Here is a 26157-nt window from a genome sequence, read left to right as displayed (position 1 = left end):
GACAGTACGCCTAGGGAACTGAAAGGCCACACCATCGTGACTGAGATCGAGATCGGGCGCGGCAAGCGCGGCCGCCGGGCGTACGCCTTCGACGACATCGCCGTCGTGCCGAGCCGTCGCACCCGCGACCCGAAGGAGGTCTCGATCGCGTGGCAGATCGACGCCTACCGGTTCGAGCTGCCGTTCCTGGCCGCTCCGATGGACTCCGTGGTCTCCCCGCAGACCGCGATCCGGATCGGTGAGCTGGGTGGTCTCGGCGTCCTCAACCTCGAAGGCCTGTGGACCCGGCACGCCGACCCGCAGCCGCTCCTCGACGAGATCGCCGAGATGCCCGTGGAGTCGGCGACCCGCCGCCTCCAGGAGATCTACGCCGCGCCGATCCAGGAGGAGCTGATCGGGCAGCGCATCAAGGAGGTGCGCGACTCCGGTGTCGTCACCGCCGCCGCGCTCTCGCCGCAGCGCACCGCCCAGTTCTCCAAGGCCGTCGTCGACGCGGGCGTCGACATCTTCGTCATCCGCGGCACGACGGTCTCCGCCGAGCACGTCTCGAGCGCGGCCGAGCCGCTCAACCTCAAGCAGTTCATCTACGAACTGGACGTCCCGGTGATCGTCGGCGGCTGCGCCACGTACACCGCGGCGCTGCACCTGATGCGTACCGGTGCGGCCGGTGTCCTCGTCGGCTTCGGCGGCGGCGCCGCGCACACCACGCGCAACGTCTTCGGTATCCAGGTCCCCATGGCGACCGCGGTCGCCGACGTGGCCGGGGCCCGTCGCGACTACATGGACGAGTCCGGTGGCCGGTATGTGCACGTGATCGCGGACGGCGGCGTCGGCTGGTCCGGCGACCTGCCGAAGGCCATCGCCTGCGGCGCCGACGCCGTGATGATGGGCTCCCCGCTGGCCCGTGCGACGGACGCGCCCGGCCGCGGCCGGCACTGGGGCATGGAGGCGGTCCACGAGGACGTGCCGCGCGGCAAGCTGGTGGACCTGGGCTCCGTGGGCACGACGGAGGAGGTCCTCACCGGCCCCTCGCACACCCCTGACGGCTCGATGAACATCTTCGGTGCGCTGCGCCGGGCGATGGCGACGACGGGGTACAGCGACCTCAAGGAGTTCCAGCGCGTCGAGGTGACTGTGGCGGACTCGCAGCACCGCCGCTGATTTTTCTCGGACATACGGGAGGGCCCGGACCGCTTGTGCGGTCCGGGCCCTCCCGTATGAGCCGGATCAGCCTGCGGCCTTCTTGGCGCCGGAGAACGCGGCGAACGCGGCGAGAGCGAAGAAGAGGAAGGCGATCGGGTCGATGTCGGCCTTCCACAGGGAGTTCAGCTCGCTGAAGTGATCGAGGAAGATCTCGGAGAGGGGCATACTGTCCGGCTTGTTGATCATGGCCACACCGAGCAGCTGGCCGAAGTAGACGGAGACCAGCGCGAGCACCGCGCTGAGGACCGGCAGCACGGGGTTGCGGCCGCCGACCTTGCCCGCGGCGAGGCCGACGAGGAATCCGACACCCACGGCCGCGTAGCCGATCTCGTGCTTGGTGGCGCCGATGATCCCGCCGTAGATGCCGGCGGCGACGAGGGCGGCGACGACCGCGGCGAGCAGGCCGAGGCCCACGTTGTTGCGGACGGGAGCCGCCGGCGCGAACGGCACGCCGCCGAACTGGCCGGGCTGCTGACCCGCGAACGGGTTGCCGGTCGGGACGCCGGGCTGACCGGGCTGGCCGGGCTGCTGACCCGCGAACGGGTTGCCGCCGCCGGGCTGGGCGTCGTACGGCTGCTGCGGCTGGTTCGGCGGCGGCACGGGCTGACTCATGGTGCTGGATCCCCCCTGGGACGGAAGCGCACGACTGTGCGAGAAGTGACGCCGCAGGCTAGCAGCCGTCTCCGACATCGCCCACCGAAATCCTTGGGGGGACCGCCCTCACAGCCGGTGCGCCGCTCCTGCCGGGGTGGCGCCCCGGGTGTCCAGGAGGAGTTGGGCCTTCACGGCAAGGCCCTGGAGGTCGTACGTACGGTGGTGCTGGAGCAGCACCGTCAGGTCCGCGCTCGACGCGGCTTCGTACAGCGAGTCCGCGCGCGGCACCGGCAGTTCGCGGACGCGCCAGTCCAGGACGTGCGGGTCGTGGTAGCCGATCTGTGCACCCATGTCCATCAGCCGGGTGGCGATCTCCCGGGCGGGGGAGGCCTCCTGGTCGGCGAGATCCGGCTTGTAGGTGACGCCGAGGAGCAGGACCCGGGCGCCCCGGACGGACTTGCCGTGTTCGTTCAGCAGGGTGGCGCAGCGCTGGATCACGTAGCTCGGCATCCGGTCGTTGATCTCCTGGGCGAGCGAGACCATTCGCAGCGGATGGCCGGGGGTGCGGCTGCTGTACGGGAGAAAGCCCGGGTCGACCGGGGGGCAGTGGCCGCCGACGCCGGGGCCCGGACGGAACGGCTGGAAGCCGAACGGCTTGGTCTCGGCGCACCGGATGACGTCCCAGAGGTCGACGCCGAGGTCGTGGCAGAGCACCGCCATCTCGTTGACCAGCGCGATGTTGACGTGCCGGAAGTTGGTCTCCAGGACCTTCGTCATCTCGGCCTCGCGCGGCCCGCGGGCCCGTACGACCTTGTCGGTGAGCCGGCCGTAGAAGGTGGCGGCCGATTCGGTGCAGGCCGGGGTGAGGCCACCGATGACCTTGGGGGTGTTGCTGTAGACGTGGGTGCGGTTGCCGGGGTCGAGGCGGCTGGGGGAGCACGCGAGGTGGAAGTCGCGGCCGGCGCGCAGCCCCGATCCCTCTTCGAGGAGGGGGCGCACGAAGTTCTCGGTGGTGCCGGGGGGCACGGCCGATTCGAGCAGGACGGTGGTGTGCGGGCGCAGCCGGGCGGCGAGGGCGCGGGCGGCGTCGCCGACGGCGGTGAGGTCCAGGGTGCGGTCGGCGCCGAGGGGGGTGGGCGCGCAGATCACGGCGGTACGGACCCGGCCGAGCTCGGCCGGGTCGGTGGTGGGCCGGAAGCCTCCCGAGAGCATCCGGCGGATCTCCGAAGCGGCGAGTGAGCCCTCGACGGGTGTGCGGCCGGCGGAGAGCTCGGCGAACGGGCGGGGATCGGTGTCGTAGCCGACGGTCTGGATACCGGCGGCGACGGCGGCTTGGGCGAGGGGCAGGCCGAGGTGACCGAGTCCGATGATGGCGAGGTCTGCGGGCATGTGGGTGGCCGTCCTTCCCTAAGACCATGAAGGCAGAAAGCGCAACCGCTGGGGACAGTGCAATGTCACACTAGGCGTAAATATGACCTATATGTCGCATTGTGTGGCTCTCGTCTACCGGGTGTTGTCCACAGGCGGTGGCTGAAGTCGCGGACCGCGGACAGAATCGAGTGGTGGGCACGGGCACCCGACCCCGCGGTCGGACCGCATCCTGTGCCGGACCACCCCGATCTACCGGGAGGCAGCAGTGAGGACAGCGACACTGGGACCCGCGGAGCGTGCCGAGGCGCTCGCCGCGCTGGCCGAGCGCGAACTGGACGTGCTGGTCGTGGGAGCGGGCGTGGTCGGCGCCGGGACGGCGCTGGATGCGGCCACAAGAGGACTCTCGACCGGACTGGTCGAGGCGCGCGACTGGGCTTCCGGCACGTCGAGCAGGTCGAGCAAGCTGATCCACGGCGGGCTGCGCTATCTGGAGATGCTGGACTTCGCGCTCGTACGGGAGGCGCTGAAGGAGCGTGGGCTGCTGCTGGAGCGGCTGGCCCCGCACCTGGTCAAGCCCGTGCCGTTCCTCTATCCGCTGCAGCACAAGGGCTGGGAGCGGCTCTACGCCGGTTCGGGTGTCGCGCTGTACGACGCGATGTCGGTGTCGTCGGGGCACGGTCGGGGGCTGCCCGTGCACCGGCATCTCTCCCGCCGCCGCGCCCTGCAGGTCGCGCCCGCGCTCAAGAAGGACGCACTGGTCGGAGCGTTGCAGTACTACGACGCCCAGATGGACGACGCCCGCTATGTGGCGACGCTGGTGCGCACGGCCGCCGGCTACGGCGCGCACGTGGCGAACCGGGCGCGGGTGATCGGCTTCCTGCGGGAGGGCGAGCGGGTCGTCGGCGCGCGGGTGGAGGACGTCGAGGCGGGCGGGGAGTACGAGGTCAGGGCCAAGCAGGTGGTCAACGCCACAGGGGTGTGGACGGACGACACCCAGGCGCTGATCGGCGAGCGCGGACAGTTCCATGTCCGGGCGTCCAAGGGCATTCACCTGGTCGTCCCGAAGGACCGCATCCATTCCTCGACCGGTCTGATCCTGCGCACCGAGAAGTCCGTGCTGTTCGTGATCCCGTGGGGGCGCCACTGGATCGTCGGGACGACGGACACCGACTGGGACCTGGACAAGGCTCATCCGGCGGCTTCCAGCGCCGATATCGACTACTTGCTCGAGCATGTCAACTCGGTCCTGACCACCCCTCTGACCAGGGATGACGTTCAGGGTGTCTACGCCGGGCTGCGTCCCCTGCTGGCCGGTGAGTCGGACGCGACCAGCAAGCTCTCGCGCGAGCACACGGTGGCGCATCCGCTGCCCGGACTCGTGGTCGTCGCGGGCGGCAAATACACGACGTACCGGGTGATGGCGAAGGACGCCGTCGACGAGGCGGTCCACGGCCTCGACCAGCGGGTGGCGGACTGTGTCACGGAGGACATCCCGCTGCTGGGCGCGGAAGGATACCGGGCCCTGTGGAACGCGCGGGCGAGGATAGCGGCCCGCACCGGGCTCCATGTCGCCCGAGTGGAGCATCTGTTGAACCGGTTCGGATCCATGACCGAGGAGATCCTCGATCTGATCGTCGCCGACCCTTCGCTCGGCGAGCCGCTGCCCGCGGCGGACGACTACCTGAAGGCCGAGATCGTCTACGCCGCCTCGCACGAGGGGGCCCGCCATCTCGACGACGTACTGACGCGGCGGACCCGGATCTCCATCGAGACCTTCGACCGGGGCATCCGCAGCGCGAGGCTCTGCGCGGAGCTGATGGGGCCGGTGCTGGGGTGGAACAAGAGCCAGATCGAGCGGGAGGTGGAGCACTACGAGAAGCGGGTGCAGGCGGAGCGGGAGTCGCAGCGCCAGCCGGACGATCAGACGGCGGATGCGGCGCGGCTCGGGGCACCGGACATCGTGCCGATCTGAGCCGGTCCGCGGCCCGGCCGTGACGCGCCGGACAGCCCCTGGTGAGGTCGGCAGAATTCGGCGTCGAGAAGGGCCGGTTCGAGCGTCGCATCGGACAGGCTGTCCGTGTTGATGCGGAACGTCAGGGTGTGCCGGCCGTCGCGGGTGGCGGCCGTGCGGACATAACTGCCCGCTATATGGCCGTTATGGCCCCAGACGGTGATACCGCAGGAGAGCCTCTGCGGATAGATGCCCATGCCATAGATCCCGTCCGCCGTACCGGTGTTCAGCAGGGTGTGGAGCTGGGCGGGCGGGAGCAGGCGCCCGCCCAGCAGGGCAGCGTAGAAGCGGTTCAGATCGGCGAGTGTGGAGATGAGCTCGCCCGCGGCGCCCGCGGTGCGCGGGTCGAGGACGGTGACATCGCGGAGGCTGCCGTCGGCCGGGTCACGGGAGTAGCCGCGGCCGTGTGGTGCGGGGAGCCCGGTGCGGGCGCCGGGGAGCGACGTGCCGGTGAGATGGAGGGGGTTGATGATGCGGCGGCGGATCTCGGTGGCGTAGCTGTGTCCGGTGACGTGCTGAACGACGAGGCCGAGCAGGACGTAATTGGTGTTGGAGTAGGCGAAACCGCCGGTGGTGCTCGTGGGACGGTGAGCGATGGCCACACGGACGGCGTCGGTGGCGGTGACGGGGTGGGCGTCCGTGTCGGCCGTGTAGTTGTACAGGCCGCTGGTGTGGGTGAGCAGGGCGCGCAGGGTGATGCGGCGGCCGTCGTTGCCGTGTCCGCGGACCAGTCCTGCCAGATGCCGGTCCACGGTGTCCGACAGCTGCAGCCTGTCCTCCCGGGCGAGTTGGAGGACGACCGTGGCGACAAAGGTCTTGGTGATGCTGCCTGCCCGGAACCGGTCCTGCCGCCGGATGCCGGGGCCTGTCGACCGGTAGGTGTCGTACGGGGCGGTGGAGGCCCGATGGGCCAGAAGGGCCGCGGTCGGAGCACCGCCCTGGGCGACGAGCCGGGGAAGGTAGGAGGCTGCGGGAGTCAGATGTGGTTCGCTGGGCAGGCTCGCCGTTCCGAGGCCGAGCAGCGTTATCACCAACGGGGTGATGAGCAGCGACCTGATTATCGGCATGGCGGGGAGTCCCTTCCTCCGGCCACATCATGACGGACCACGGACCCGGCACCATGACCGGTCCCGGGGTGAGGGACAATGAACGCTCTGCCAGGGCGGGTTGATCGCAGAGGGGACGCATGTCGGAGGCGGAGCAGGCACGGGAGCCCCAACGGGACACGGATGGACGTCTCCTTGCGGGTAGGTACCGGCTCGGGGAGGTGCTGGGCCGGGGCGGTATGGGCACGGTCTGGCGTGCCGTCGACGAGACGCTGGGCCGCACGGTGGCGGTCAAGGAGCTGCGGTTCCCGTCGGCCATCGATGACGACGAGAAGCGCCGGCTGATCACTCGCACACTGCGCGAGGCGAAGGCGATCGCCAGGATCCGCAACAACGGTGCGGTGACGGTCTACGACGTGGTCGACGAGGACGACCGGCCGTGGATCGTGATGGAACTCATCGAGGGCAAGTCGCTTGCCGAGGTGGTGCGCGAGGACGGTGTGCTGACGCCGAAGCGCGCGGCCGAGGTCGGCCTGGCCATCCTTGACGTGCTGCGTCTGGCGCACCGCGAGGGCATTCTGCACCGCGATGTGAAGCCGTCCAACGTGCTGATCTCCGAGGACGGCCGGGTCGTCCTGACCGACTTCGGCATCGCACAGGTCGAGGGCGACCCGTCCGTCACCTCGACGGGCATGCTTGTCGGTGCCCCCTCGTACATCTCGCCGGAACGCGCCCGCGGGCACAAGCCCGGACCACCCGCCGACCTGTGGTCGCTCGGCGGACTGCTGTACGCGAGCGTCGAGGGCTGCCCGCCGTACGACAAGGGGTCGGCCATCGCGACCCTGACCGCGGTGATGACCGAGCCGCTCGACCCGCCGAAGAACGCGGGTCCGCTGGAGGAGGTCATCTACGGTCTGCTCGCCAGGGACCCGGAGCAGCGGCTCGACGACGCGGGTGCGCGGGCCCTGCTCAACGATGTGATCCACGCAGCCGACAAGCCCGCCCCTGTGGTCCCCCCGCCGGCCGACTCCACCCAGGTGATGGCGCTGCCCGGCCGCGTCGCCGCCCCCCGCACCAAGGGGGCTTCGAAGCTCGCGGAGGCCGGGGAGGGTGCGCGTGACCGCCTGCGCGGCGCGCTGCGTTCCGTGCGGAACGCGAAGGCGGCGCCGGGCGCCGGTGCGGGTGTGGCTGTTGCCGCCTCGACGACCACTGCTTCCGCTTCTGCCGCTTCGACTGCGCCGCGGACCGCTCCTTCGGCTCCGGCCCGGCCCACGGCTTCGCCGGCCTCCGCCGTCGGTGGCGTACCCCCGCAGCGTCCGGGCGGGTCGTCGAACGCGCCGGTACGGGCGTCCATCACGGACGTGGTGCCCCGCCGCACCCTGGTGATCATTGCGGTCGTCGTCGCGCTCGCCGTGCTCGGCACGGTCCTTGCACTCACGCTGGGCGGGGGTGACAAGAGCAGCGGGAGCAGCGGTTCCGGCAAGGGCGGCACCTCCGCCTCGGCGGCCGGCTCCTCCGCCGACACGGACGAGGGCGACGCAAGCGGCAAGGACCAGGGCCAGGAACCGAGCAACGATCAGGGCGAGGGTAAGGGCGAGGGCAAGGGCAAGGACAAGGACGACGACTCGGGCAAGGGGTCGGACGACTCCGGGACCGGGAGTTCGAAGGCCGGCGACGCGTTGCCCGACGGGTACAGAACGGTCACCAACAAGCAGTTCCACTTCACGATGGCGATGCCCAAGAACTTCACGCGCTACAAGATCGCGGGCAGTAACTCGGGCCAGATCTACGCCGTCGGCGGTGGATTCCCGCGCGTCCAGATCGACTACAACAGCTCTCCCGGGAAGGATGCCGCTGCCGCCTGGAACGCCGCGAGGAGCGCGGTCGCGGCCAGCAGCGACGGCTACCGGCACCTCGGGATAAGGAAGGTCGAGTTCAACGGCTACCCGACCGTAGCCGACTGGGAGTTCGAGCGTACGCAGCAGGGCCAGCGGATCCGGGTACTGAACCGTGGTTTCCGGGCCGACGACACGCACGGCTACTCGATCATGATCAGCTGCAAGGCGAGCGAGTGGAACAGCAAGGAGTGCCGGACACTGCGCGAGACGGCCTTCGCCACGTTCAAGCCCAAGGACTGAGCGTCGGGTTGCGGCGACCCTGCCGCACGGCCGGCACTTGCCACGTATTGTGAGAGCTTGAGAACCGTACGCAGCCGAATGCATAGGTCAATTGCACGGTAAGTGACCGCAATTGACGGGTTGGTACGGGGTTCGTGGCCGGGGGACAGCGCGCTCTGGGGAGGCGTCGTGGACGATTATGCGGGTCGGGTGCTTGCCGACCGCTACCGCCTGCCGCTGCCCCCTTCGGACGAGTACGAACTGGTCGAGACCCGGGCGTTCGACACGGCCAGCGGCCAGGAAGTCCTGGTGCGTCAGCTGCCGTTGCCGGAGGTCGTCGAAGCCGAGGTGCTCGACGCCGACGGGCTGCCCTCGGCGGCCCGGCGGACCACCGGGCGGGCGGTGCGCCGGTCCACGGACCCCGCGGTCCGGCGCGCGATCGAGGCCGCGCAGGCCGCCGCCCAGGTGCCCGACCATCCGAGGCTCGACCAGGTCTTCGATGTGTTCGCCGAGGACGGGTCCCTCTGGATCGTGAGTGAACTGGTCGCGGCCCGCCCGCTGGCCGCGCTGCTCGCCGAGCGGCCGCTGAATCCGTACCGGGCCGCCGAAATCGGCTCCGATGTGCTGATGGCCCTGCGGGTGCTGCACGCGCACGGCTGGACCCACCGGAACATCACCGTCCGTACGGTGCTGATCTGCGACGACGGACGCGTCGTGCTGACCGGTCTGGCGGCCGGGGCGGCGGAGGAGGCACTGTGCGGGTACGTGCCGACGCCGCAGCCCGACGACGAGGACGCGTACGGGCGGCCCGCGGTCGAGTCGGGCCCGACCGGTCCGTACGTTCCGCCCACCGCGTCGCTGCCGCCCGCCGGGCCGGTCGGGATCGCCGGGCCGGGCGAGGCCATCGATGATCCGGTCGAGTCCGCCGATCCGGTCGGGCTGCCGGCCTCGCGCCACCCCGCCGGTGAGCTGGAAGCCGTACGACGGCCGCCGAACCCCGACGTTCACGGTGCGGGCAGCGCCGCGGAGTTGCGGGCCGCACGGGCCGGAGCCATCGCTGCCTACCGGGCGGGCACGCGCGCCGCCGCACGTGTCAGCGAGGACCGGCGACAGGCCGGGACGAGTGAGCCGGCGGAAGCGGAGGAGAGCGGCATCCTTCCCGTCCAGCGCCCCGGACGGCCCGACACCGGCCGGGTGCAGCCGACGGGCGGCTGGGGCCCCACCGCCGACGACCCGTACGACGACGAGGGCGACGAGGAGGACGACAACGAGTACGGCGTCCCGTACGGCAGCGACGGGGGCGACGACGGCAACGGCGGTCACCGTGGGAAGGGGCCGCCCGGCCGGCGGATGCACCTGACCGGCACCTGGGGCGACGGCGCCGACTTCGGGCGCCCCGTTCCGGCCGGGGGCTCCAACGAAGACGCTCTGCGCGCCGACGCCCGACGCCACGGCACCACCTCCGCAGCGGAACGCGGGCATCAGCAACCGCGGAAGGCCGCCTCCGGCCGCTGGGACGACATCGTCGCCGGTGACCGTGGGAGTTCCGCCTACCGCGGCCCCGCCACCACCCTGGCCGCCGAGCGCGCCCGGCAGACCCGGATCGCCGTCGTCGGTGCCGTCACCGAGCGCTGGGCGCCCGAGCAGGCCGGACCGGTCCACGAGAACTGGCAGCTGGCGCCGCCCATCGGCCCGGCCACCGACCTCTGGGCGCTCGGCGCCCTGCTCTACCGAGCCGTCCAGGGCCATGCCCCGTACCCCGAGGAGAACGCGGCCGAGCTCGTCCAGATGGTCTGCGGCGAGCCGCCCGCCTTCGCCGAGGAGTGCGGTCCGCTGCGCCCCGTCGTCGAGTCGCTGCTGCGCCAGGACCCCACCGAGCGGCCGGACTTCGAGGAGCTGCGCGGCTGGCTGCGCTCTCTCGTACGGTCGGCGCCCGAGCCCGAGGCCGGTCTCGATGTCGTGCCCCTGCCGTCCGTCGACGACACCCGGCTGCCCGTCGTACGCCGCCGGGGCGAGCTGGTCCGTAAGCGCCGCGGCCGGCTGGGCAGTGCCTCGGCGCACGGCCGCCACCGCCAGACGAGGGAGAGGCCCGACCGGTATGAGCGGTCACGGGTGGAGAGAGCGCCCAGGGCTCCGCGTGAGCCCAAGGGGCCCAGGGCGTTGCGCACCCCGCCCCGTCCGCAGCAGGGTGACGGCCGTGCGCCGCGGCGGCTCGGGCGGCTGCTGCTCGTGCTGATTCTGCTGGCCCTGGCCGCGGCCATCGCGTACGCCGTGATGTTCATGCCCAAGGCCGGCACCGGATCCGACTCGAAGGGATCGGCCCCGGCCGCCACGGACACCGGCGCCCCCGGCACGTCCGACGGGAAGCCGCCGTCGCAGCCGCCCCGGTCGTCGCCGTCGCCCGGCACCCAGAAGCCGCAGACCAGCCGCTCCGCTGTCGCGCTCGCCCCCGGATACACCCTGCGCAAGGACGAGGAGGGCTTCGAGGTCGGTGTGCTGAAGGGCTGGCAGCGCAGCCCCGCCAACGCGGACCGGCAGATACGGTACGGCAGCGACGGGTTCAGTCTGCTGGTCGTGCCGGGGCGCGACACCGTGCGGGCCCACGGCGGTGATCCGCTGGTCTACCAGCGCGACAAGGAGCGGGAGTTGCAGCCCTTCCGGGACTCCAGCTGGTCCTCGGCGACGGGGCTGCGCCGTATCGACGTCGGTCGACAGGCCATGGCGGAGGGCCAGTTCACCTGGCAGGACGACACCGGGCGCGAGGTGTACGTCCGTAACCTCGCGATGATCGTCGACGGCCGCTACCACGTGCTCCAGGTGCTCGGTCCGGACAGCGAGCGCGACAAGGTGACAGCCATCTACGAACAGGCCATCGCCTCCTACCGCGTGACTTCCTGAATCGTCGGCAGGAACACGGGACGGCCGGGCGACAAGCATCACAGTGAGGTCTCGTGAGCGATGCGAGGTTCCGTGGCCGTACCTCCCCTCCGTAACCTGGCAGCCGAAGGAAACGGGGCGGGGACAAGTGGATCGATCACAGGAAACGGGCGCGGGGCTGGTACTGGCCGGAAGATACCGGCTCGGTGAAGTCCTCGGGCGCGGAGGCATGGGCAAGGTTTGGCGTGCCCACGACGAGGTGCTGCACCGCACGGTAGCCGTCAAGGAGTTGACCGCCGGGCTGTACGTCGCGGAGGCCGACCGGGTCGTGCTGCATGCCCGTACCCAGAAGGAGGCCCGGGCGGCGGCCCGCATCACCCACCCCGGCGTGGTCACCGTCCATGACGTGGTCGAGTACGACAACCGGCCCTGGATCGTCATGCAGTACGTCGACGGGCCGTCACTTGCCGACGCCGCCAAGGAGAGCGGCGAGATCGCACCGCGCGAGGCGGCCAGGATCGGCCTCCATGTCCTGAGCGCCCTGCGCGCCGCGCACAGCGCCGGTGTGCTGCACCGGGACGTGAAGCCCGGCAACGTACTCCTCGCCCGTGACGGGCAGGTGCTGCTCACCGACTTCGGGATCGCCGCGATAGAGGGCGACTCGACCATCACCAGGACCGGTGAACTGGTCGGTTCCATCGACTATCTGGCGCCCGAGCGGGTACGGGGCGGCGACCCCGGCCCCGCGTCCGACCTCTGGTCCCTCGGTGCCACGCTCTACACAGCGGTCGAGGGGTGTTCGCCGTTCCGTCGTACGTCCCCGATCTCCACCATGCAGGCCGTCGTCACCGAGGAACCGCCGCCGCCCGCCCGGGCCGGGGCGCTCGCACCGGTGATCACCGCACTGCTCCGCAAGGACCCGGCGGACCGGCCGTCGGCGGCCGAGACGGAGCGGATGCTGCTGCAGGCGATGGAGGGGCGCGAACCCCGGGCGGCGCAGGCCTACGTCCCGACCCAGCGGGTGTCCGAGGAAGCCCTGCGCTCGATGGGCACGGACGGCACCGGAGCGGAATCACGTGCCGCCGTCCCGCAGTTCACCGCCACGGCTCCGGTGACCCGCCGCAGCCGCGGCCGTTGGCGTACGGCGATCCTGGTCGTCGCCCTCGCGGCACTGGTCGGCGGCGGCGCCGGACTGGCCGCGATGAAGTACGGCGACAACTCGGCGGCGGACTCCGCCGGGAGCGGTTCGCTGCACGGCAGCAATACTTCGCCGCGGCCCTCGGCCGAGACATCGAAGAGCGCACCGTCCACCGCGGTCGTGCCCGACGGCTGGCACCGGGTGGACGACCCCGAGGGGTTCAGCCTGCTCGTACCGGACGGCTGGAAGCGCCGGGCGGACGGGCAGAACGTCGACTACACCCCGGACGACGGCAACCACTACATCCGGATCAGCGTCGACCCGGAGCCCGACTTCGAGAACTCGTACATGCACATGCTGAACATGGAGACACGCCTCATCCAGCGGCTGCCCGGGTACGAGCGCAAGACCCTGCACTCCAACGACTACCGCGATCGGACCGGCTCCCTCTGGGAGTTCACCTGGACCGAGTCCAAGGACCACCCGGGCCCGCGCCACGCGATCGACCAGATGTACTACGACGAGGAGGGCGGCCCGGAGTATGCGCTGTACATGACGGGTCCGGCCGACGACTGGGACACCACCCGGGACCGGTTCGACACGATGCTGCGCGGCTGGCGCGCACCGGCCGGCACCGGCTGAGACCGCCGGGATTCCACCGGCCACAAACCGCAGTAGCTCCCTGATCAGGGGCTTTGTTGCCAGTGATCACTGGCTCGTTTGTGGGGAGTGTGAAAACCTATTACCGACGGGTACCCAAAGCGGTTGGCTGGACATACCCTCGCCCTCATGACGGACTCGACGGATTCGCAGGCCTCTGCCGCCCCCCTCGGTACCAACCCCGTGGCCGCCGCCCCCGCGGGTGTGCGCACGGCTGCCGATGTGGTGACACCCGAGGTGATCGCCCAGCTGACCCGAGGTGTCGTCGGCTCCGGCCGTACCGCGAACCACACCCCGTTCACCGGGGAGAAGCTTGCCGACCTGCCCGAGTCCACGCCCGAGGACGTCGCGACCGCCTTCGAGCGGGCCCGCGCCGCCCAGCCCGACTGGGCCGCCACCCCCGTCCGGACCAGGGCCGCCGTCCTCCTCCGCTTCCACGACCTCGTGCTCGAGCGGCAGGCGGAGGTCCTCGACCTCATCCAGCTGGAGACCGGCAAGGCCCGGCTGCACGCCCACGAGGAGGTGCAGGCGGTCGCCGTCTCCGCCCGGCACTACGGGCGCAGGGCGGCCTCGTACCTGAAGCCGAAGCGGCACACCGGTGTCGTACCGACGCTGACCAAGGTCACCGAGCTGCGGCAGCCGCGTGGTGTCATCGGCCAGATCGCGCCGTGGAACTACCCGTTCGAGCTCTCCGTCGGCGATGCGCTGCCCGCGTTCGTCTCCGGGAACGCCCTCGTGATGAAGCCCGACACGGAGACCGCGCTGACCGCGCTCTGGGCCCGTGACCTGCTGATCGAGGCCGGGCTGCCCGCCGAGGTGTTCCAGGTCGTCCTCGGTGACGGACCGGTCGTCGGGCCCGAGGTCGTCAAGCACGCCGACTACGTCTCGTTCACCGGTTCCACGCGCACCGGCCGCGAGGTCGCCCAGGGCGCCGCCGCCCGCCTGGTCGGTGTCTCGCTGGAGCTCGGCGGCAAGAACGCCATGCTGGTACTCGAGGACGCCGATGTGGAGAAGGCCGCCGCCGGTGCCGTCCGTGCCTGCTTCTCATCCGCCGGACAGCTCTGCATCTCCATCGAGCGGCTGTACGTCCACGAGTCGGTCGCCGACGACTTCGTGGAGCGGTTCGCCACCCGCACGAAGGCCATGCGGCTCGGCAACTCCCTCGCGTACGGCGCCGACATGGGTTCGCTCGTCGGCGAGCGCCAGCTGGAGACCGTCACCCAGCATGTCGCGGAGGCCGTCGAGAAGGGCGCCACGCTCGTCGCCGGCGGTGTCGCCCGGCCCGACATCGGTCCGCTGTTCTACGAGCCGACCATCCTCGACGGCGTCGAGGCGCCGATGGCCGTCTGCACCCAGGAGACCTTCGGCCCGGTCGTCTCCATCTACCGCTTCTCCGACGAGGACGAGGTCATCGCTCTCGCCAACGCCACCCCGTACGGCCTGAACTCCAGCGTCTGGACCAAGGACTCCAAGCGCGGTCACCAGGTCGCCGCCCGGCTGCGCACCGGCACGGTCAACATCAACGAGGGGTACGCCCCCGCGTACGGCAGCGTGCAGTCCCCGATGGGCGGCATGAAGGACTCCGGTCTCGGCCGGCGGCACGGCTCCGAGGGCATCCTCAAGTACACCGAGGCCCAGACCGTCGCCCAGCAGAGGCTGATCCCGCTCGCCCCGTCCTTCGGGATGGACGACGAGAAGTACGCGGCGTTCATGAGCCGCAGCCTGAAGGCGATGAAGGCGTTCCGCCTGCGCTGACCCCGTAACACCGCGGCACCTTCTGCCCTTTTCGTACCGAGGAGAGCCATGTCCCAGGACAGCCCTGCCCAGAATCAGGCCGAACCGGCCGGCGAGACCGATGACGACGCGGCGTACGACTACGACGTCCTTGTCGTCGGCTCGGGCTTCGGCGGTGCGGTGTCGGCCCTGCGGCTGACCGAGAAGGGGTACCGGGTCGGGGTCCTGGAGGCGGGCCGCCGCTTCACCCCCGGCACCCTCCCCAAGAACTCCTGGGACATCAAGAACTACCTGTGGGCCCCCGCACTCGGGCTCTTCGGCATCCAGCGCGTGCATCTGCTCGGCAATGTGATGGTGCTCGCCGGGGCGGGTGTCGGCGGCGGCTCGCTCAACTACGCGAACACGCTGTACGTACCCCCGGCACCGTTCTTCGAGGACCGGCAGTGGGCCTCCATCACCGACTGGCAGGACGAGCTGGCGCCGTACTACGACCAGGCCAAGCGGATGCTCGGAGTCCGGCTCAATCCGACGATGACCCCGTCCGACGTCCATCTGAAGGCGACCGCGCAGGCCATGGGGGTCGGCGACACCTTCCATCTCGCCCCGGTCGGCGTCTTCTTCGGCGACGGCAAGGACGCCGACGGTACGGCGAGGGCGAAGCCCGGTGAGACGGTCGCCGACCCGTACTTCGGCGGCGCGGGGCCCGCCCGCAAGGCCTGCACCGAGTGCGGCGAATGCATGACGGGCTGCCGTCACGGCGCGAAGAACACCCTCAACGAGAACTACCTCCACCTCGCCGAGAAGGCCGGAGCGGTCATCCACCCGATGACCTCCGTGGTCGCGATCACGGACGACCCGGAGGGCGGTTACCACGTCACCACCGTCCCGACGGACCGCCGCAGGAAGGGCGAGCCGACGCTGCTGCGCGCCCGCAAGGTGGTCGTCGCGGCGGGCACGTACGGCACCCAGACCCTGCTCCACACGATGAGGGACCAGGGACTGCTGCCCCGGCTGTCGTCGCGGCTCGGTGAGCTGACCCGTACCAATTCCGAGGCGCTCGTCGGCTCGCAGACCAGCGACCGCCGCTACCGGAGGAAGCACGGCACCGCGAAGGCCGACTTCACCCAGGGCGTCGCCATCACCTCGTCGATCCACCCCGACGAGAACACCCACATCGAGCCGGTCCGTTACGGCAAGGGCTCCAACGCCATGGGTGCGATGTCGATCCTGCAGGTGCCGTACGGCGGCCGCCGGGTGCTGGGCTGGCTCGGCAACATGGCCAGGCATCCGGCCCTCGCCGTGCGGTCGCTCTCCAACCGGCGCTGGTCGGAGCGGACCATCATCGGGCTCGTCATGCAGTCGCTGGACAACTCCCTGACGACGTACCGCAAGCCGGGCGGCATCGGAAAGGGCCTGCTCACCGCCCGCCAGGGGCACGGCGCTCCGAACCCGACCCAGATCGAGGAGGCCACGCGCAGCGCCTCGCTGCTCGCCGAGGAGATCAACGGGTTCGCCGGGTCGAACGTCGGGGAACTCATGGGCACCCCGCTCACCGCGCACTTCCTCGGTGGCTGCCCGATCGGTGCGAGCGCCGACGAGGGGGTCATCGACCCGTACCACCGGCTGTACGGGCACCCGGGCGTCTCGGTCGTCGACGGCTCGGCGGTCTCCGCGAACCTCGGCGTCAACCCGTCGCTGACCATCACCGCGCAGGCGGAGCGGGCCATGTCGTTCTGGCCCAACAAGGGCGAGGCGGACCCGCGTCCGGCGCAGGGCGAGGCGTATGAGCGGCTGGCCGCGGTCGAACCGAAGGCGCCGGCGGTGCCGAAGGAGGCCTTCGGCGCACTGAAGCTGCCGTTCCTGGGCCTGCCCGCGGTCCCGCCGAAGAAGAGCGCGGACAAGTAGGAGAGAAGCAGGGCAGCGGAAAGGGGCTGCACCCCCCTCCGAGTGCAGCCCCTCACGCCTACCGGTGATGTCGCCCGTTACGCGGCGGCGTCACCGTTCCTGCGGCGCCGCACGACGAACATCGCACCGGCACCGAGCACTACGGCCGCGCCGCCCGCGAGGGCGAACATCGGCACTGCGGAGGACGAACCGGTCTCGGCGAGCGTGCCGGAGACGTTGCCCGTCGTGTTGGAGGCCGGCGACTCGGACGGGACCGGGGCGGAGCCACCGGTCTGCGGCGTCGAGCCGCTGCCGCCGGACTTCACGATCTGGAACTTGTACGCGACGTCGCTGACGCCCAGGCAGTCCTTGTCGCCGACGTACAGACCGGCGCCGAGGGTGAAACCGGCGCCGACCGGGGCGGTCGACTTCACATTGATGCGGAGCGGGATGTCGACCTCGTAACCGGCCTGGATCTCGTCGGACTGACCGACGTAACCGACCGCGCGGCCGTCCTCGCTGAGGTCCTCCCACGTGTTGGTCTCCGGGTCGAGGGCCTGGAGGCTGACCTGCTTCGACTTGAACAGGTCGTCGCCGGCCTTGTCGGAGGAGGCGCCCGCGAAGTAGTCGATCTCGTGCACGGTCGTCTTCGACGAGTTGTAGACGTTCATCTTGAACTTGTGCCAGCCGCTGCCGCGGGCGATCTTGCCGGGCAGGCCGTTGATCGAGATGTCCAGGGCGGACTTCTCGCACTCCGCCGGCTCCTCCGGGTCCTCGGACTCGGACGGGGTGCCCGACGGGGTCACGGAGCCGGACGGTGTGCCGGACGGGGTGGTGCTCCCGGAGGGAGTGGAGGACGCGTCCGCGGCGGGGTCGCCCGTCTCTCCCGCGGGCTCCTCGGTCTCCTCGGCGGGCGAGGAGGAGGTGCTCTCGGCGGGCGCGGTGGTGGTGACGTCGGCGGACGGCGTCTCGGTCTGAGCGGGCTCGGTGGGCGCTGCAGACGTCGTCTCGGTCGCAGGGACCGTGTCGTCGGCGAACGCGATCGGGGCGGCCAGGATGGCAGCGGGGGCTATGACCGCGGTGGCTGCGGCCACCGCCATCGCGCGGCGAAGCTTCATGAAAGACCTCGGAAGTCCGGCGTACCGCTTCGGGTGCGGCACGGATGCAGGGACGGGCCTTCCGCGTGGTGGGGTCACGGGTGGGGCCGTTGTTCTGCATGCATGACCCGTGGTCCGGGGTAATGGTTGTCCGGATCCTCACAGAATCCTTATGTGACGCCTGTCACGTCCCTCTCTGTGGCCCCTCCGGTAGCTGTGGTGCGCCGCCGTCGCCCTGCTGACGCGACGGCCCCGCTGTGCCTTCGAGGAACGGCAGCCACGAAAAGGATCAGGGCATGACCAAGGGCCCCGTGGGCCGCGAACCGGTCCATGGGGCCCTTGTCGATCAGCGCCTACGTCAGGGCGGCGCCGGTGCCGAGAAGCGGTACCGGGGGAGCGCCGCAGGGTGTGGTGCATCGGGTCTGCGCCCCGGCGTACCGGGGGCGCACGAGTGGCGTCGACCCACGTCAGGGGTGGTGCGATATGGCGGGAGATCTACCCTTTGCTTCGTGCTGGACGGGATGCGCCCCGCATAACCGTTTCGACCGGATACGGTCGGCTCCGGGCGTCCCCGGAGCCGACCGTTCTAGGGGTGACCGGGCTGCTGTCCCCTGCCGACCGGTCACGCACGCTGGGGCGCGGTCCCACGGCGTACCTGCAGTACGCCACACGCTCCAGCGGAGCCACGCGTGGATTCTTCGAAAGCCGCCCCTGGCTGGCACGGACACCGGGACCAACGAAGTCACTGTGCGCCCGGTCACGCGCCGTACGGGTGAGAGTCGGCCCGAACGCAGATACGCCCGTACAGCCCCGTGGCCGGTGCGGCGGCCTCACAGGTCTCACACGCGGCCGCGGCACAGCTCCAGCAGCGTCATGGCGAGCGAGGTGCCGGGCTTGCCGAGCGCATCCCGGTACTGGCCGAGGATCTCCATCTCGCGGGAGAGGTTGACCCGGCGGCCGCCCGAGGTGACCCGGGCCTCCTGGATGACCGCCGAGACGGCCATCCGTTCCTGGACGAGCCCGATGATCCGGTCGTCCAGTGAATCGATGCGCTCGCGGGCTCCGGCGATCAGGGCGGCGGCCTCGTCGGTGTGCGCGCCGGTCTCCTCGGTGGGGGTCTTCCCGGTGAGCTTCTTCGCGGCGACGGCGGTGCTGTTCATTCCGTGACTCCTGGTGTCCTGGTGGGGTGCGGCCCCCCGAAGCGATCGGACCCGGAATGCCAGAACGCCCCGGGCCTGTCGGCCCGGGGCGCCTGGAACGTTGCTTGTCAGTGGCTCAAGCAGCACGACCATGGCAGCCGGCGGGCCGGGTGCCATAGGTAAAGACGTAGGTCGTGTGCTGACGCATGGAGCCAGTATGGACCCGCCCCCGCCGGTGGTCCAACGCGGCGCCCGGATGATGAGACGCCGCAGTGGGAGCGGCCGACGACCCCGTCCCGGCGGACGCGAACAGGGTCTCCCTCGCATCCCCGGTAGAATCGGGAGGACCGACCCCCCTTCACCGCCGGAAGGCCGCCCCGTGCCAGCAGCACCCCCCGCCGCCCCCGACACCGCACCCGACGTGGTCCTTGTTGTCGACTTCGGCGCGCAGTACGCCCAGCTCATCGCCCGACGCGTCCGTGAGGCCCGGGTCTACAGCGAGATCGTCCCGTCCACGATGCCGGTGGCCGAGATGCTGGCCAAGAACCCCCGGGCGATCATCCTGTCCGGCGGCCCCTCCTCGGTGTACGCGGAGGGCGCGCCCAGCCTCGACCGCTCGCTGTTCGAGGCCGGGGTCCCGGTCTTCGGCATGTGCTACGGCTTCCAGCTGATGGCCACCACGCTCGGCGGCACCGTCGACGACAACGGTGCCCGTGAGTACGGCCGCACCCCGCTGAACGTCTCCAAGACCGGCTCCACGCTCTTCGAGGGCACGCCCGCCGAGCAGTCGGTGTGGATGTCGCACGGCGACGCCTGCTCCGCCGCCCCCGAGGGCTTCACCGTCACTGCGTCCACGGACGTCGTGCCGGTCGCCGCCTTCGAGAACGACGAGAAGAAGCTGTACGGCGTCCAGTACCACCCGGAGGTGCTGCACTCCACGCACGGCCAGCAGGTCCTGGAGCACTTCCTCTACCGCGGCGCCGGCATCGAGCCGACCTGGACCACGACCAATGTGGTCGAGGAGCAGATCGCGCTGATCCGCGAGCAGGTCGGCACCAAGCGCGCCATCTGCGGCCTCTCCGGCGGCGTGGACTCCGCGGTCGCCGCAGCCCTCGTACAGAAGGCCATCGGCTCCCAGCTGACCTGCGTGTACGTCGACCACGGTCTGATGCGCAAGGGCGAGACCGAGCAGGTCGAGAAGGACTTCGTGGCCGCCACCGGCGTCCAGCTGAAGGTCGTCGACGCCGAGGAGCGGTTCCTGAACGCGCTGGCCGGGGTCTCCGACCCCGAGCAGAAGCGAAAGATCATCGGCCGCGAGTTCATCCGCGTCTTCGAGCAGGCCCAGGCCGAGCTCGTCGCCGAGGCGGGCGCGGCCGGCGAGGACGTCGCGTTCCTCGTGCAGGGCACGCTCTACCCGGACGTCGTGGAGTCCGGCGGCGGCACCGGCACCGCCAACATCAAGTCCCACCACAACGTGGGCGGCCTCCCCGACGACATCGAGTTCCAGCTCGTCGAGCCGCTGCGCCAGCTGTTCAAGGACGAGGTCCGGATGGTCGGCCAGGAACTCGGCCTGCCGGAGGAGATCGTCCAGCGTCAGCCGTTCCCCGGCCCCGGTCTCGGTATCCGGATCGTCGGCGAGGTCACCAAGGACCGGCTCGACCTGCTGCGCGAGGCCGACGCCATCGCCCGCGAGGAGCTGACCGCGGCCGGCCTCGACCGTGACATCTGGCAGTGCCCCGTGGTCCTCCTGGCCGACGTCCGCTCGGTCGGCGTCCAGGGCGACGGCCGTACGTACGGTCACCCGATCGTCCTTCGCCCGGTCTCCTCCGAGGACGCCATGACGGCCGACTGGTCGCGCCTGCCGTACGAGGTTCTGGCGAAGATCTCCACCCGCATCACGAACGAGGTCGCCGACGTCAACCGCGTCGTCCTCGACGTGACGAGCAAGCCGCCGGGCACCATCGAGTGGGAGTAACCCTCCCCGTAGGGTCAACGTGATGCCGTCGCTCATTCGTTTGGGCGGCGGCATCGTCGTACCGGCTGAGAAAACCGATTGCGCCGCCCGCACGTCCGTGCGAGGCTCCGCGACCATGTCTGCCGATCAGATCCGCCCGATCATCTCCGCGCCTCACAACTACCGACTGACCTGGAACACCCCGCTCTCCGAGGAGCACGCCGCGCAGTTGATCTCGGCCTGTGCACCCGCCCCCGGGGCGCGCATCGTGGACATCGGCAGCGGCTGGGGCGAACTGCTGATGCGACTGGTGGCATCGGCGCCCGGCAGTACCGGCGACGGTGTGGAGACCGACCCCGACGCCGTGGCGCGCGGGCGGGCGCTCGCCGAGGAGCGGGGGCTCGCGGAGCGCGTACGGTTCCACACGACGCCCGCCACCGAGTGGACCGGGAGCGGATACGACCTCGCCGTTTCCATCGGTTCCGCCCATGCGTGGCCCGGCTCGACGGCCGAGGCGCTGAAGGCCCTGCGCGCCGCCGTCCGGCCCGGCGGGCGGGTGCTGTACGGCGACGGGATCTGGCTCCGGGATCCGTCCCCCGCCGCACTCGACGGCATCGGGGCCGAACCCGGCGACTTCGGTTCGCTGCTCGAATTGATCAGGCTCGCCGAGTCCGTCGGGCTGCGCGCACTCCAGGTGACCGTTGCCGACCAGCGCGAATGGGACCTCTTCGAGTCGAACGGGCCGATCGGACGGGGTGAGCGCTGGGCGCTGGAGAACCCCGGCCATCCGCTGTACGACGAGGTGATCGCCGAGGTCGACGCCCGCCGCACCGGCTACTACGGCGGCTACCGCGGGGACTTCACCCTCGCCTACCTCGTGCTGAGCGCCTGACCGTTCCCGAATCGGTGCGTGATCGCTCTGGCCACCTGCGGCGACCGGCGGTAACTTCCGGTCCCGTACGCCCTGGGAGCCCCGAGGAGTCGCCATGCCCGAGCCCACACCGATACCCGTGGAACAGCTGCAGTTCGCGATGCCGCCCGTCCATCAGTCGATCGACGAGGAGCGCGCGTACCGCAAGGAGCGGCTGGCCGGGGCGCTGCGGCTGTTCGCGGCGTACGGGTACGAGGACGGCGTCTCCGGTCACATCACCGCGCGGGACCCGGAGTACACCGGCTGCTTCTGGGTCAACCCGTTCGGCGCCCCCTTCGACGGACTCCTGCCGGACGAGCTGATCCTGGTCAACGGTGACGGGCAGGTCGTCGAGGGGCGCCACCACGTCAACCAGGCGGCGTTCGCCGTCCATGCCCAGGTGCACCGGGCCCGCCCGGACGTCGTCGCCGTCGCGCACACGCACTCCCTGCACGGGCGGGCGCTGTCCGCGCTCGGTGAGTTCATCGAGCCGATCACCCAGGAGTCCTGCGCCTTCTACGAGGACCACGCGGTCTACCAGGCCTACACCGGGGTCGTCGTCGACGAGGAGGAAGGGCGGCGGATCGCCGCCGCGCTCGGCACCCGCAAGGCGATCATCCTGCGCAACCACGGGCTGCTGACGGTCGGCGACTCGGTGGACGCGGCCGCCTGGTGGTTCGTCACGATGGAGCGTTCCTGCCAGGTGCAGCTGGCCGCGCGGGCGGCCGGGAAGCCGGTTCTGATCGAGCACCGGGAGGCGGTGGCCACCCGCGAACAGCTCGGCAGCGACCTGGTGGCCTGGATCAACTACCAGCCGCTGTGGAAGAGGATCTCCCGAACATTCTGACGATCCGCGCGTCCTGGCGGCCCCGATGCGGGCCCGGCCCGTCCCGTACGGCACAATTCGCAGCAATCAGTGGTCAGTTGGCAGTGCGTGGGCGGGAAAGGGCGGCGTTCTCCGTGGCGTTGGACGAGGCACGACAAGGCGCTCACGGCGGTGGCTGTACGTGCGGCGACTGCCCGCACGGAGCGCGCGAGGGACACCGGCGCGCGGTGGCCGCCTTCCTGGCCAAGCGGGACGAACTCGCCGCGGGCCAGGGGCTGCCGACCGGTGTCGCCCAGTCCGCGTCCGCGACCCGCCAGTGGGTCTCCGACGAGTTGACCGAGTCGGCCCGTACGGTCGCCGAGCGCAGCCGGGAGGCGGGCGACGCCTGGCTTCACCAGGTGTGGGTGCGCACCCTGGCCGTCGTCTGGGGAGGCGTCGCCCTGCTCGCCATCGGCGAGGCCGGCACCGCCATCGGTGCGGGCTGGTCGACGGCCCGTACCGCCGGTCTGGTCGCCGCGCTCGTCACCGCCGGGCTGCTGACCGGAGCCGCCCGCTTCCACCGGGCCCGCGGCGGTGTCCTCGCCCCGCTGATCGGCGAGGACAACCGGCTCTCCACCTCCCGTGCGGTCGCCGTGGCCTGGGTGCTGCTCGCCGTCTTCTCCGTACTCGTCCTCGCACTCCAGCTGGCGGGCGCCTCCGGACACGCGGAGCGCGACGCGCTGATCGACGGTCTGGAACTGGCGCGTGGCGCCGGGGTGCTGACCGCGCTGGCGCTGGTCTGCGCCATCGCCGTGGTCGTGCGCCGGGTGGTGACCGTACGCGCCCTCGCCGGGCGTTTGCAGAAGCTGCGCGCCGACCGGCCGCGCGCCGCCGATCTGCTCACCGACGACTCCGGGCGGGGCAGTTTCACCGACGTGCAGTACGTGCTGGTGAGCGCCGTCGCCGTACTCTTCGCAGTGGTCCGGCTGGCCCGCCGGCCCGAGCAACTGCCCGATCTGCCCTGGGGGCTGGCCCTCCTGGTGGGTGTCTCCGCGGCGACGTACTTCGCGGGCAAGTACACGGAGGGCGGGCGTCCGGTCGTGCTGTCCGTCGTACGGGCCCGGGAGCCCGGAGATCTGGACGCACCGATCCGTACCGGCGACGACATCGAGATCCGCGGTGCAGGTTTCGTACCGCCCGGCGCCGGGGCCCCGGACCGGCTGGCCCGCGTGGTCGTCCGGATCGGCCGGGTCCATGTCCATGTCCCGCTGGTCCCGGTGGCAGGCGGCTTCGCCAACCCGGCGGACACCGTGCTCACCGTGCCGGTGCCGGTGGAGGTCGAACCGGGACTGGTGGACGTACAGGTCGTGACGGCCGCCGGGGTGGAGACGAATCGGGTCGAGATCGACGTCACGGACTGAACGGCCGGCCGGAGCCACGCCGATTGCACCTGATCGAACCGTAGGGCTGGTGAGCAGCGCGTTCACCGCGTACGTATGGTCTGGTGACGGGTCGACGGAAGGCGGGGTCGCTATGCATGGATACGGCACGAATACGGGTGGTCTGGGCGAGAAGAGGAGCCTGCGGGAGCTGGCACGGGAGCATGCGCTGCTGCCGCTGCGTATATTTCTCGGCGTCACCTTCATCTATGCCGCGCTCGACAAACTGACGGACAGTGCCTTCTTCCGCGCCGGCGGGCCGGGCTCCGTCGGCGACATGATGCACGGGGTACGCGACTCGTCCGCGATCCCGGCCCTTGTCGACCTCGCGCTGAAGAACCCCGGAGCGTTCGGGTACGCCATCGCCTTCGGCGAACTCGCCGTCGGCATCGGCACCCTGATCGGGCTGTGGGCGCGGCTCGCCGCACTCGGCGGGGCACTGATCTCGCTGAGCCTGTGGCTGACCATGAGCTGGCAGGCCGATCCGTACTACTTCGGCAACGACCTGGCCTACCTCATGGCATGGCTGCCGCTCGTGCTCGGTGGTGCCGCGTCGTTCTCCGTGGACGCCTTCTTCGCGTCGCGGCGGCGACGCATCCGGTAGCTCACCCACGTCGTGGTGGCGGCCAGCCAGAGGCCGCCGAAGAGTACCGGGAAGAAGAAGGTCCGAGGGGCGTCCCAGTTGCCCGCCGCGTCCGCCGCGTAGCCGGCCGCCAGGGCGAGCATCGCGATGCCCGCCACCGCGCGGCCCGGCCGGATCTCATGACGCAGCACGGGTGACCTCCACCTGTCCGATACCGACTTCCAGGTCCAGCTCGACCGTGCCGGCCGGGGTGACGCCGGCCGGCGGAGCGATCGTCCGGTGTTCGTTCTGCGCCGGGCTGACGTCCACATCGCCCGGGGGATCGGCCGGCAGCCGGATCTCCCCGAGTCCGGCCTTCGCCCGCACCTGGACCGTCACCGCCTTCGGTACGACGACGACCGCCCGGCCTGCGCCGACCCGCACCCGGGTGCTGACCGCGTCACCCTTCGGGACCGGCACCTTTGTGAGGTCGAGGGTGCCGACCCCGGAGCCCAGTTCGTACCGCGGCTGGACCGCGGCGACCGAGGCCGGGCGCCACTCCTCGCGCACCCACTGGGTGCTGATGTCCTTCGGCAGTACGGCCGCGCCCGCCAGCAGCATCGCCGTGATCACCGACAGCAGCAGCGTGCCGAACCCGGTCCGGCCGAGGAACGTGCTGACCACCATGCCGGCACCGAACACGGCGAGCGCCGCGGCCAGACCGAACTGCAGGCTCGTACCGAGCGGATGGGTCTCCCAGCTGAGGCCCGTGGACAGACCGCCCGCGATCAGCGCGAACAGAAAGACCAGGCCGCCGATCGAGTGCGGCCCCCGGTCCGCCCGCGCCCGTTCGGGCGCGCGGAACGGCGCGTCCGCCGCGGCCCTGCGGGGCCGTACCGTGCCCTCGTCGAGCACCGTGTCCGCCGGACCCCACAGATAGCCGGCGCCCACCGGCCCCGAGGTGCCGTCCTTGATGATCGGATCCCGCCACCAGGACGGGCCGGCCGGCGACGGCGGAGCCTTCACCTCCGGCGGTGCGTCCGCCACCGCCTGTGCGGCCGCCGGGTGCAGCGGGTCCTGGGGGGCCGCGGCCCTGCGGCGCTGCGTCCAGACGCAGCAGCCGATGACCGCGAGCGTCAGCATCGCGGAGAACGCCAGCGTGCCGCCGTTGCCCAGCATGGAGAGAAAGAGCCCGCAGCCGATCAGCGCGAACAGCACCGCGATCAGCGACGCCCCCTCGACCCGGCCCGACAGCAGCCTGCGCGCCTCGTTCTCCTCCTCGCCCTCCAGCGGGATCAGCAGCCACGCGAAGCCGTAGAAGATCAGGCCCAGGCCACCGGTCACCGACAGGACACCGAGCACGATCCGGAAGATCACCGGGTCCACGTCGCAGTACCGGCCGAGCCCGCCGCACACCCCGGCCACCACTTTCTGCCGCGAGCTGCGCTGCAGCTGCGGACCGGGTGCGGCGGGCGGCGCGACGCCGGGGGCGGCGTCCTGGGGAACGGTCATGGCTCCATGGTGACGGGCCGTGCGTGCCCGCGGCACCCGCGACGACCCTGGCCGATCCCTGATATTGGCCGTGCCGGACCCTGAAGGGAGGCCCTCGGGTCTCC

Annotated in this window: 18 protein-coding genes; 12 read left to right on the top strand and 6 right to left on the bottom strand. The window is 71.1% G+C overall.

Going from position 1 to position 26157, the window contains the following annotated elements; all coding sequences use genetic code 11:
- The first annotated feature begins 36 nt into the window (after positions 1 to 36).
- A complete protein-coding gene (locus OHA88_RS20600) occupies positions 37 to 1161 on the top strand; it encodes a GuaB3 family IMP dehydrogenase-related protein (RefSeq protein WP_030979608.1) in 1125 nt (374 codons plus the stop codon).
- A 66-nt stretch (positions 1162 to 1227) separates the two neighbouring features.
- Here OHA88_RS20600 and OHA88_RS20595 read toward each other — a convergent pair whose 3' ends face one another.
- Positions 1228 to 1815: a hypothetical protein gene (locus tag OHA88_RS20595; RefSeq protein ID WP_328626617.1), complete on the bottom strand. Its 588-nt coding sequence runs from the start codon at positions 1813 to 1815 to the stop codon at positions 1228 to 1230.
- A 108-nt stretch (positions 1816 to 1923) separates the two neighbouring features.
- The gene (locus OHA88_RS20590; RefSeq protein ID WP_267002886.1) at positions 1924 to 3186 is read right to left on the bottom strand and encodes a nucleotide sugar dehydrogenase; all 1263 of its coding nucleotides are present in this window, start codon (positions 3184 to 3186) and stop codon (positions 1924 to 1926) included.
- Positions 3187 to 3433: 247 nt separating this feature from the next.
- Here OHA88_RS20590 and OHA88_RS20585 point away from each other — a divergent pair, with 247 nt between their 5' ends.
- Positions 3434 to 5140 carry a glycerol-3-phosphate dehydrogenase/oxidase gene (locus OHA88_RS20585; RefSeq protein WP_328626616.1) on the top strand — a complete coding sequence of 569 codons (1707 nt, stop codon included), beginning with the start codon at positions 3434 to 3436 and terminating at the stop codon, positions 5138 to 5140.
- On the opposite strand, the gene OHA88_RS20580 is transcribed toward OHA88_RS20585, so the two are convergent.
- Positions 5089 to 6246 carry a serine hydrolase domain-containing protein gene (locus OHA88_RS20580; protein ID WP_328626615.1) on the bottom strand — a complete coding sequence of 386 codons (1158 nt, stop codon included), beginning with the start codon at positions 6244 to 6246 and terminating at the stop codon, positions 5089 to 5091. The genes OHA88_RS20585 and OHA88_RS20580 overlap by 52 nt on opposite strands.
- A 119-nt stretch (positions 6247 to 6365) precedes the next feature.
- On the opposite strand from OHA88_RS20580, the gene OHA88_RS20575 reads away from it, so the two are divergent.
- The 5 genes from OHA88_RS20575 (at position 6366) to OHA88_RS20555 (ending at position 16656) form a co-directional block, all read left to right on the top strand.
- Positions 6366 to 8363 (top strand): serine/threonine-protein kinase, encoded by a 1998-nt coding sequence (locus tag OHA88_RS20575; RefSeq protein WP_328626614.1) that lies wholly within the window; start codon positions 6366 to 6368, stop codon positions 8361 to 8363.
- A 168-nt stretch (positions 8364 to 8531) separates the two neighbouring features.
- On the top strand, positions 8532 to 11240 hold the full coding sequence (locus OHA88_RS20570; RefSeq protein ID WP_328626613.1) for a protein kinase: 2709 nt from the start codon (positions 8532 to 8534) through the stop codon (positions 11238 to 11240).
- A gap of 127 nt (positions 11241 to 11367) precedes the next feature.
- Positions 11368 to 12999, top strand: coding sequence for a serine/threonine-protein kinase (locus OHA88_RS20565; protein ID WP_328626612.1), 1632 nt, complete (start codon positions 11368 to 11370; stop codon positions 12997 to 12999).
- 147 nt (positions 13000 to 13146) lie between these two features.
- The gene (locus tag OHA88_RS20560) at positions 13147 to 14772 is read left to right on the top strand and encodes a succinic semialdehyde dehydrogenase (protein ID WP_328626611.1); all 1626 of its coding nucleotides are present in this window, start codon (positions 13147 to 13149) and stop codon (positions 14770 to 14772) included.
- A 48-nt stretch (positions 14773 to 14820) separates the two neighbouring features.
- On the top strand, positions 14821 to 16656 hold the full coding sequence (locus OHA88_RS20555; protein WP_328626610.1) for a GMC family oxidoreductase: 1836 nt from the start codon (positions 14821 to 14823) through the stop codon (positions 16654 to 16656).
- A 77-nt stretch (positions 16657 to 16733) separates the two neighbouring features.
- Here OHA88_RS20555 and OHA88_RS20550 read toward each other — a convergent pair whose 3' ends face one another.
- Together OHA88_RS20550 and OHA88_RS20545 are read right to left on the bottom strand one after the other, a co-directional pair.
- Positions 16734 to 17753, bottom strand: a complete 1020-nt coding sequence (locus tag OHA88_RS20550) for an LAETG motif-containing sortase-dependent surface protein (RefSeq protein ID WP_328626609.1) — start codon at positions 17751 to 17753, stop codon at positions 16734 to 16736.
- An 818-nt stretch (positions 17754 to 18571) separates the two neighbouring features.
- Positions 18572 to 18892 carry a chorismate mutase gene (locus OHA88_RS20545; RefSeq protein ID WP_326605338.1) on the bottom strand — a complete coding sequence of 107 codons (321 nt, stop codon included), beginning with the start codon at positions 18890 to 18892 and terminating at the stop codon, positions 18572 to 18574.
- Positions 18893 to 19250: 358 nt separating this feature from the next.
- Between OHA88_RS20545 and guaA the strand changes: the two genes are divergently transcribed.
- The 5 genes from guaA to OHA88_RS20520 all read left to right on the top strand — a co-directional run bounded on the left by guaA (position 19251) and on the right by OHA88_RS20520 (position 24583).
- Positions 19251 to 20846 carry a glutamine-hydrolyzing GMP synthase gene (guaA, locus tag OHA88_RS20540; RefSeq protein WP_328626608.1) on the top strand — a complete coding sequence of 532 codons (1596 nt, stop codon included), beginning with the start codon at positions 19251 to 19253 and terminating at the stop codon, positions 20844 to 20846.
- Positions 20847 to 20961: 115 nt separating this feature from the next.
- Positions 20962 to 21717 (top strand): SAM-dependent methyltransferase, encoded by a 756-nt coding sequence (locus OHA88_RS20535; protein ID WP_267002864.1) that lies wholly within the window; start codon positions 20962 to 20964, stop codon positions 21715 to 21717.
- A gap of 94 nt (positions 21718 to 21811) precedes the next feature.
- Positions 21812 to 22582: a class II aldolase/adducin family protein gene (locus OHA88_RS20530; protein WP_326627987.1), complete on the top strand. Its 771-nt coding sequence runs from the start codon at positions 21812 to 21814 to the stop codon at positions 22580 to 22582.
- Positions 22583 to 22695: 113 nt separating this feature from the next.
- Positions 22696 to 23961, top strand: a complete 1266-nt coding sequence (locus OHA88_RS20525) for a hypothetical protein (protein ID WP_326605341.1) — start codon at positions 22696 to 22698, stop codon at positions 23959 to 23961.
- A 112-nt stretch (positions 23962 to 24073) separates the two neighbouring features.
- Entirely contained in the window at positions 24074 to 24583 is a 510-nt protein-coding gene (locus OHA88_RS20520; protein WP_328626607.1) for a DoxX family protein, read from the top strand.
- 156 nt (positions 24584 to 24739) lie between these two features.
- Here the strand turns inward: OHA88_RS20520 and OHA88_RS20515 are convergent, their stop codons facing one another.
- On the bottom strand, positions 24740 to 26053 hold the full coding sequence (locus tag OHA88_RS20515; protein WP_328626606.1) for a PspC domain-containing protein: 1314 nt from the start codon (positions 26051 to 26053) through the stop codon (positions 24740 to 24742).
- Positions 26054 to 26157 lie beyond the last annotated feature (104 nt).

The sequence above is a fragment of the Streptomyces sp. NBC_00353 genome, from assembly GCF_036108815.1.
Classification (GTDB): domain Bacteria; phylum Actinomycetota; class Actinomycetes; order Streptomycetales; family Streptomycetaceae; genus Streptomyces.
This window is presented reverse-complemented; position numbering and strand designations above follow the sequence as displayed.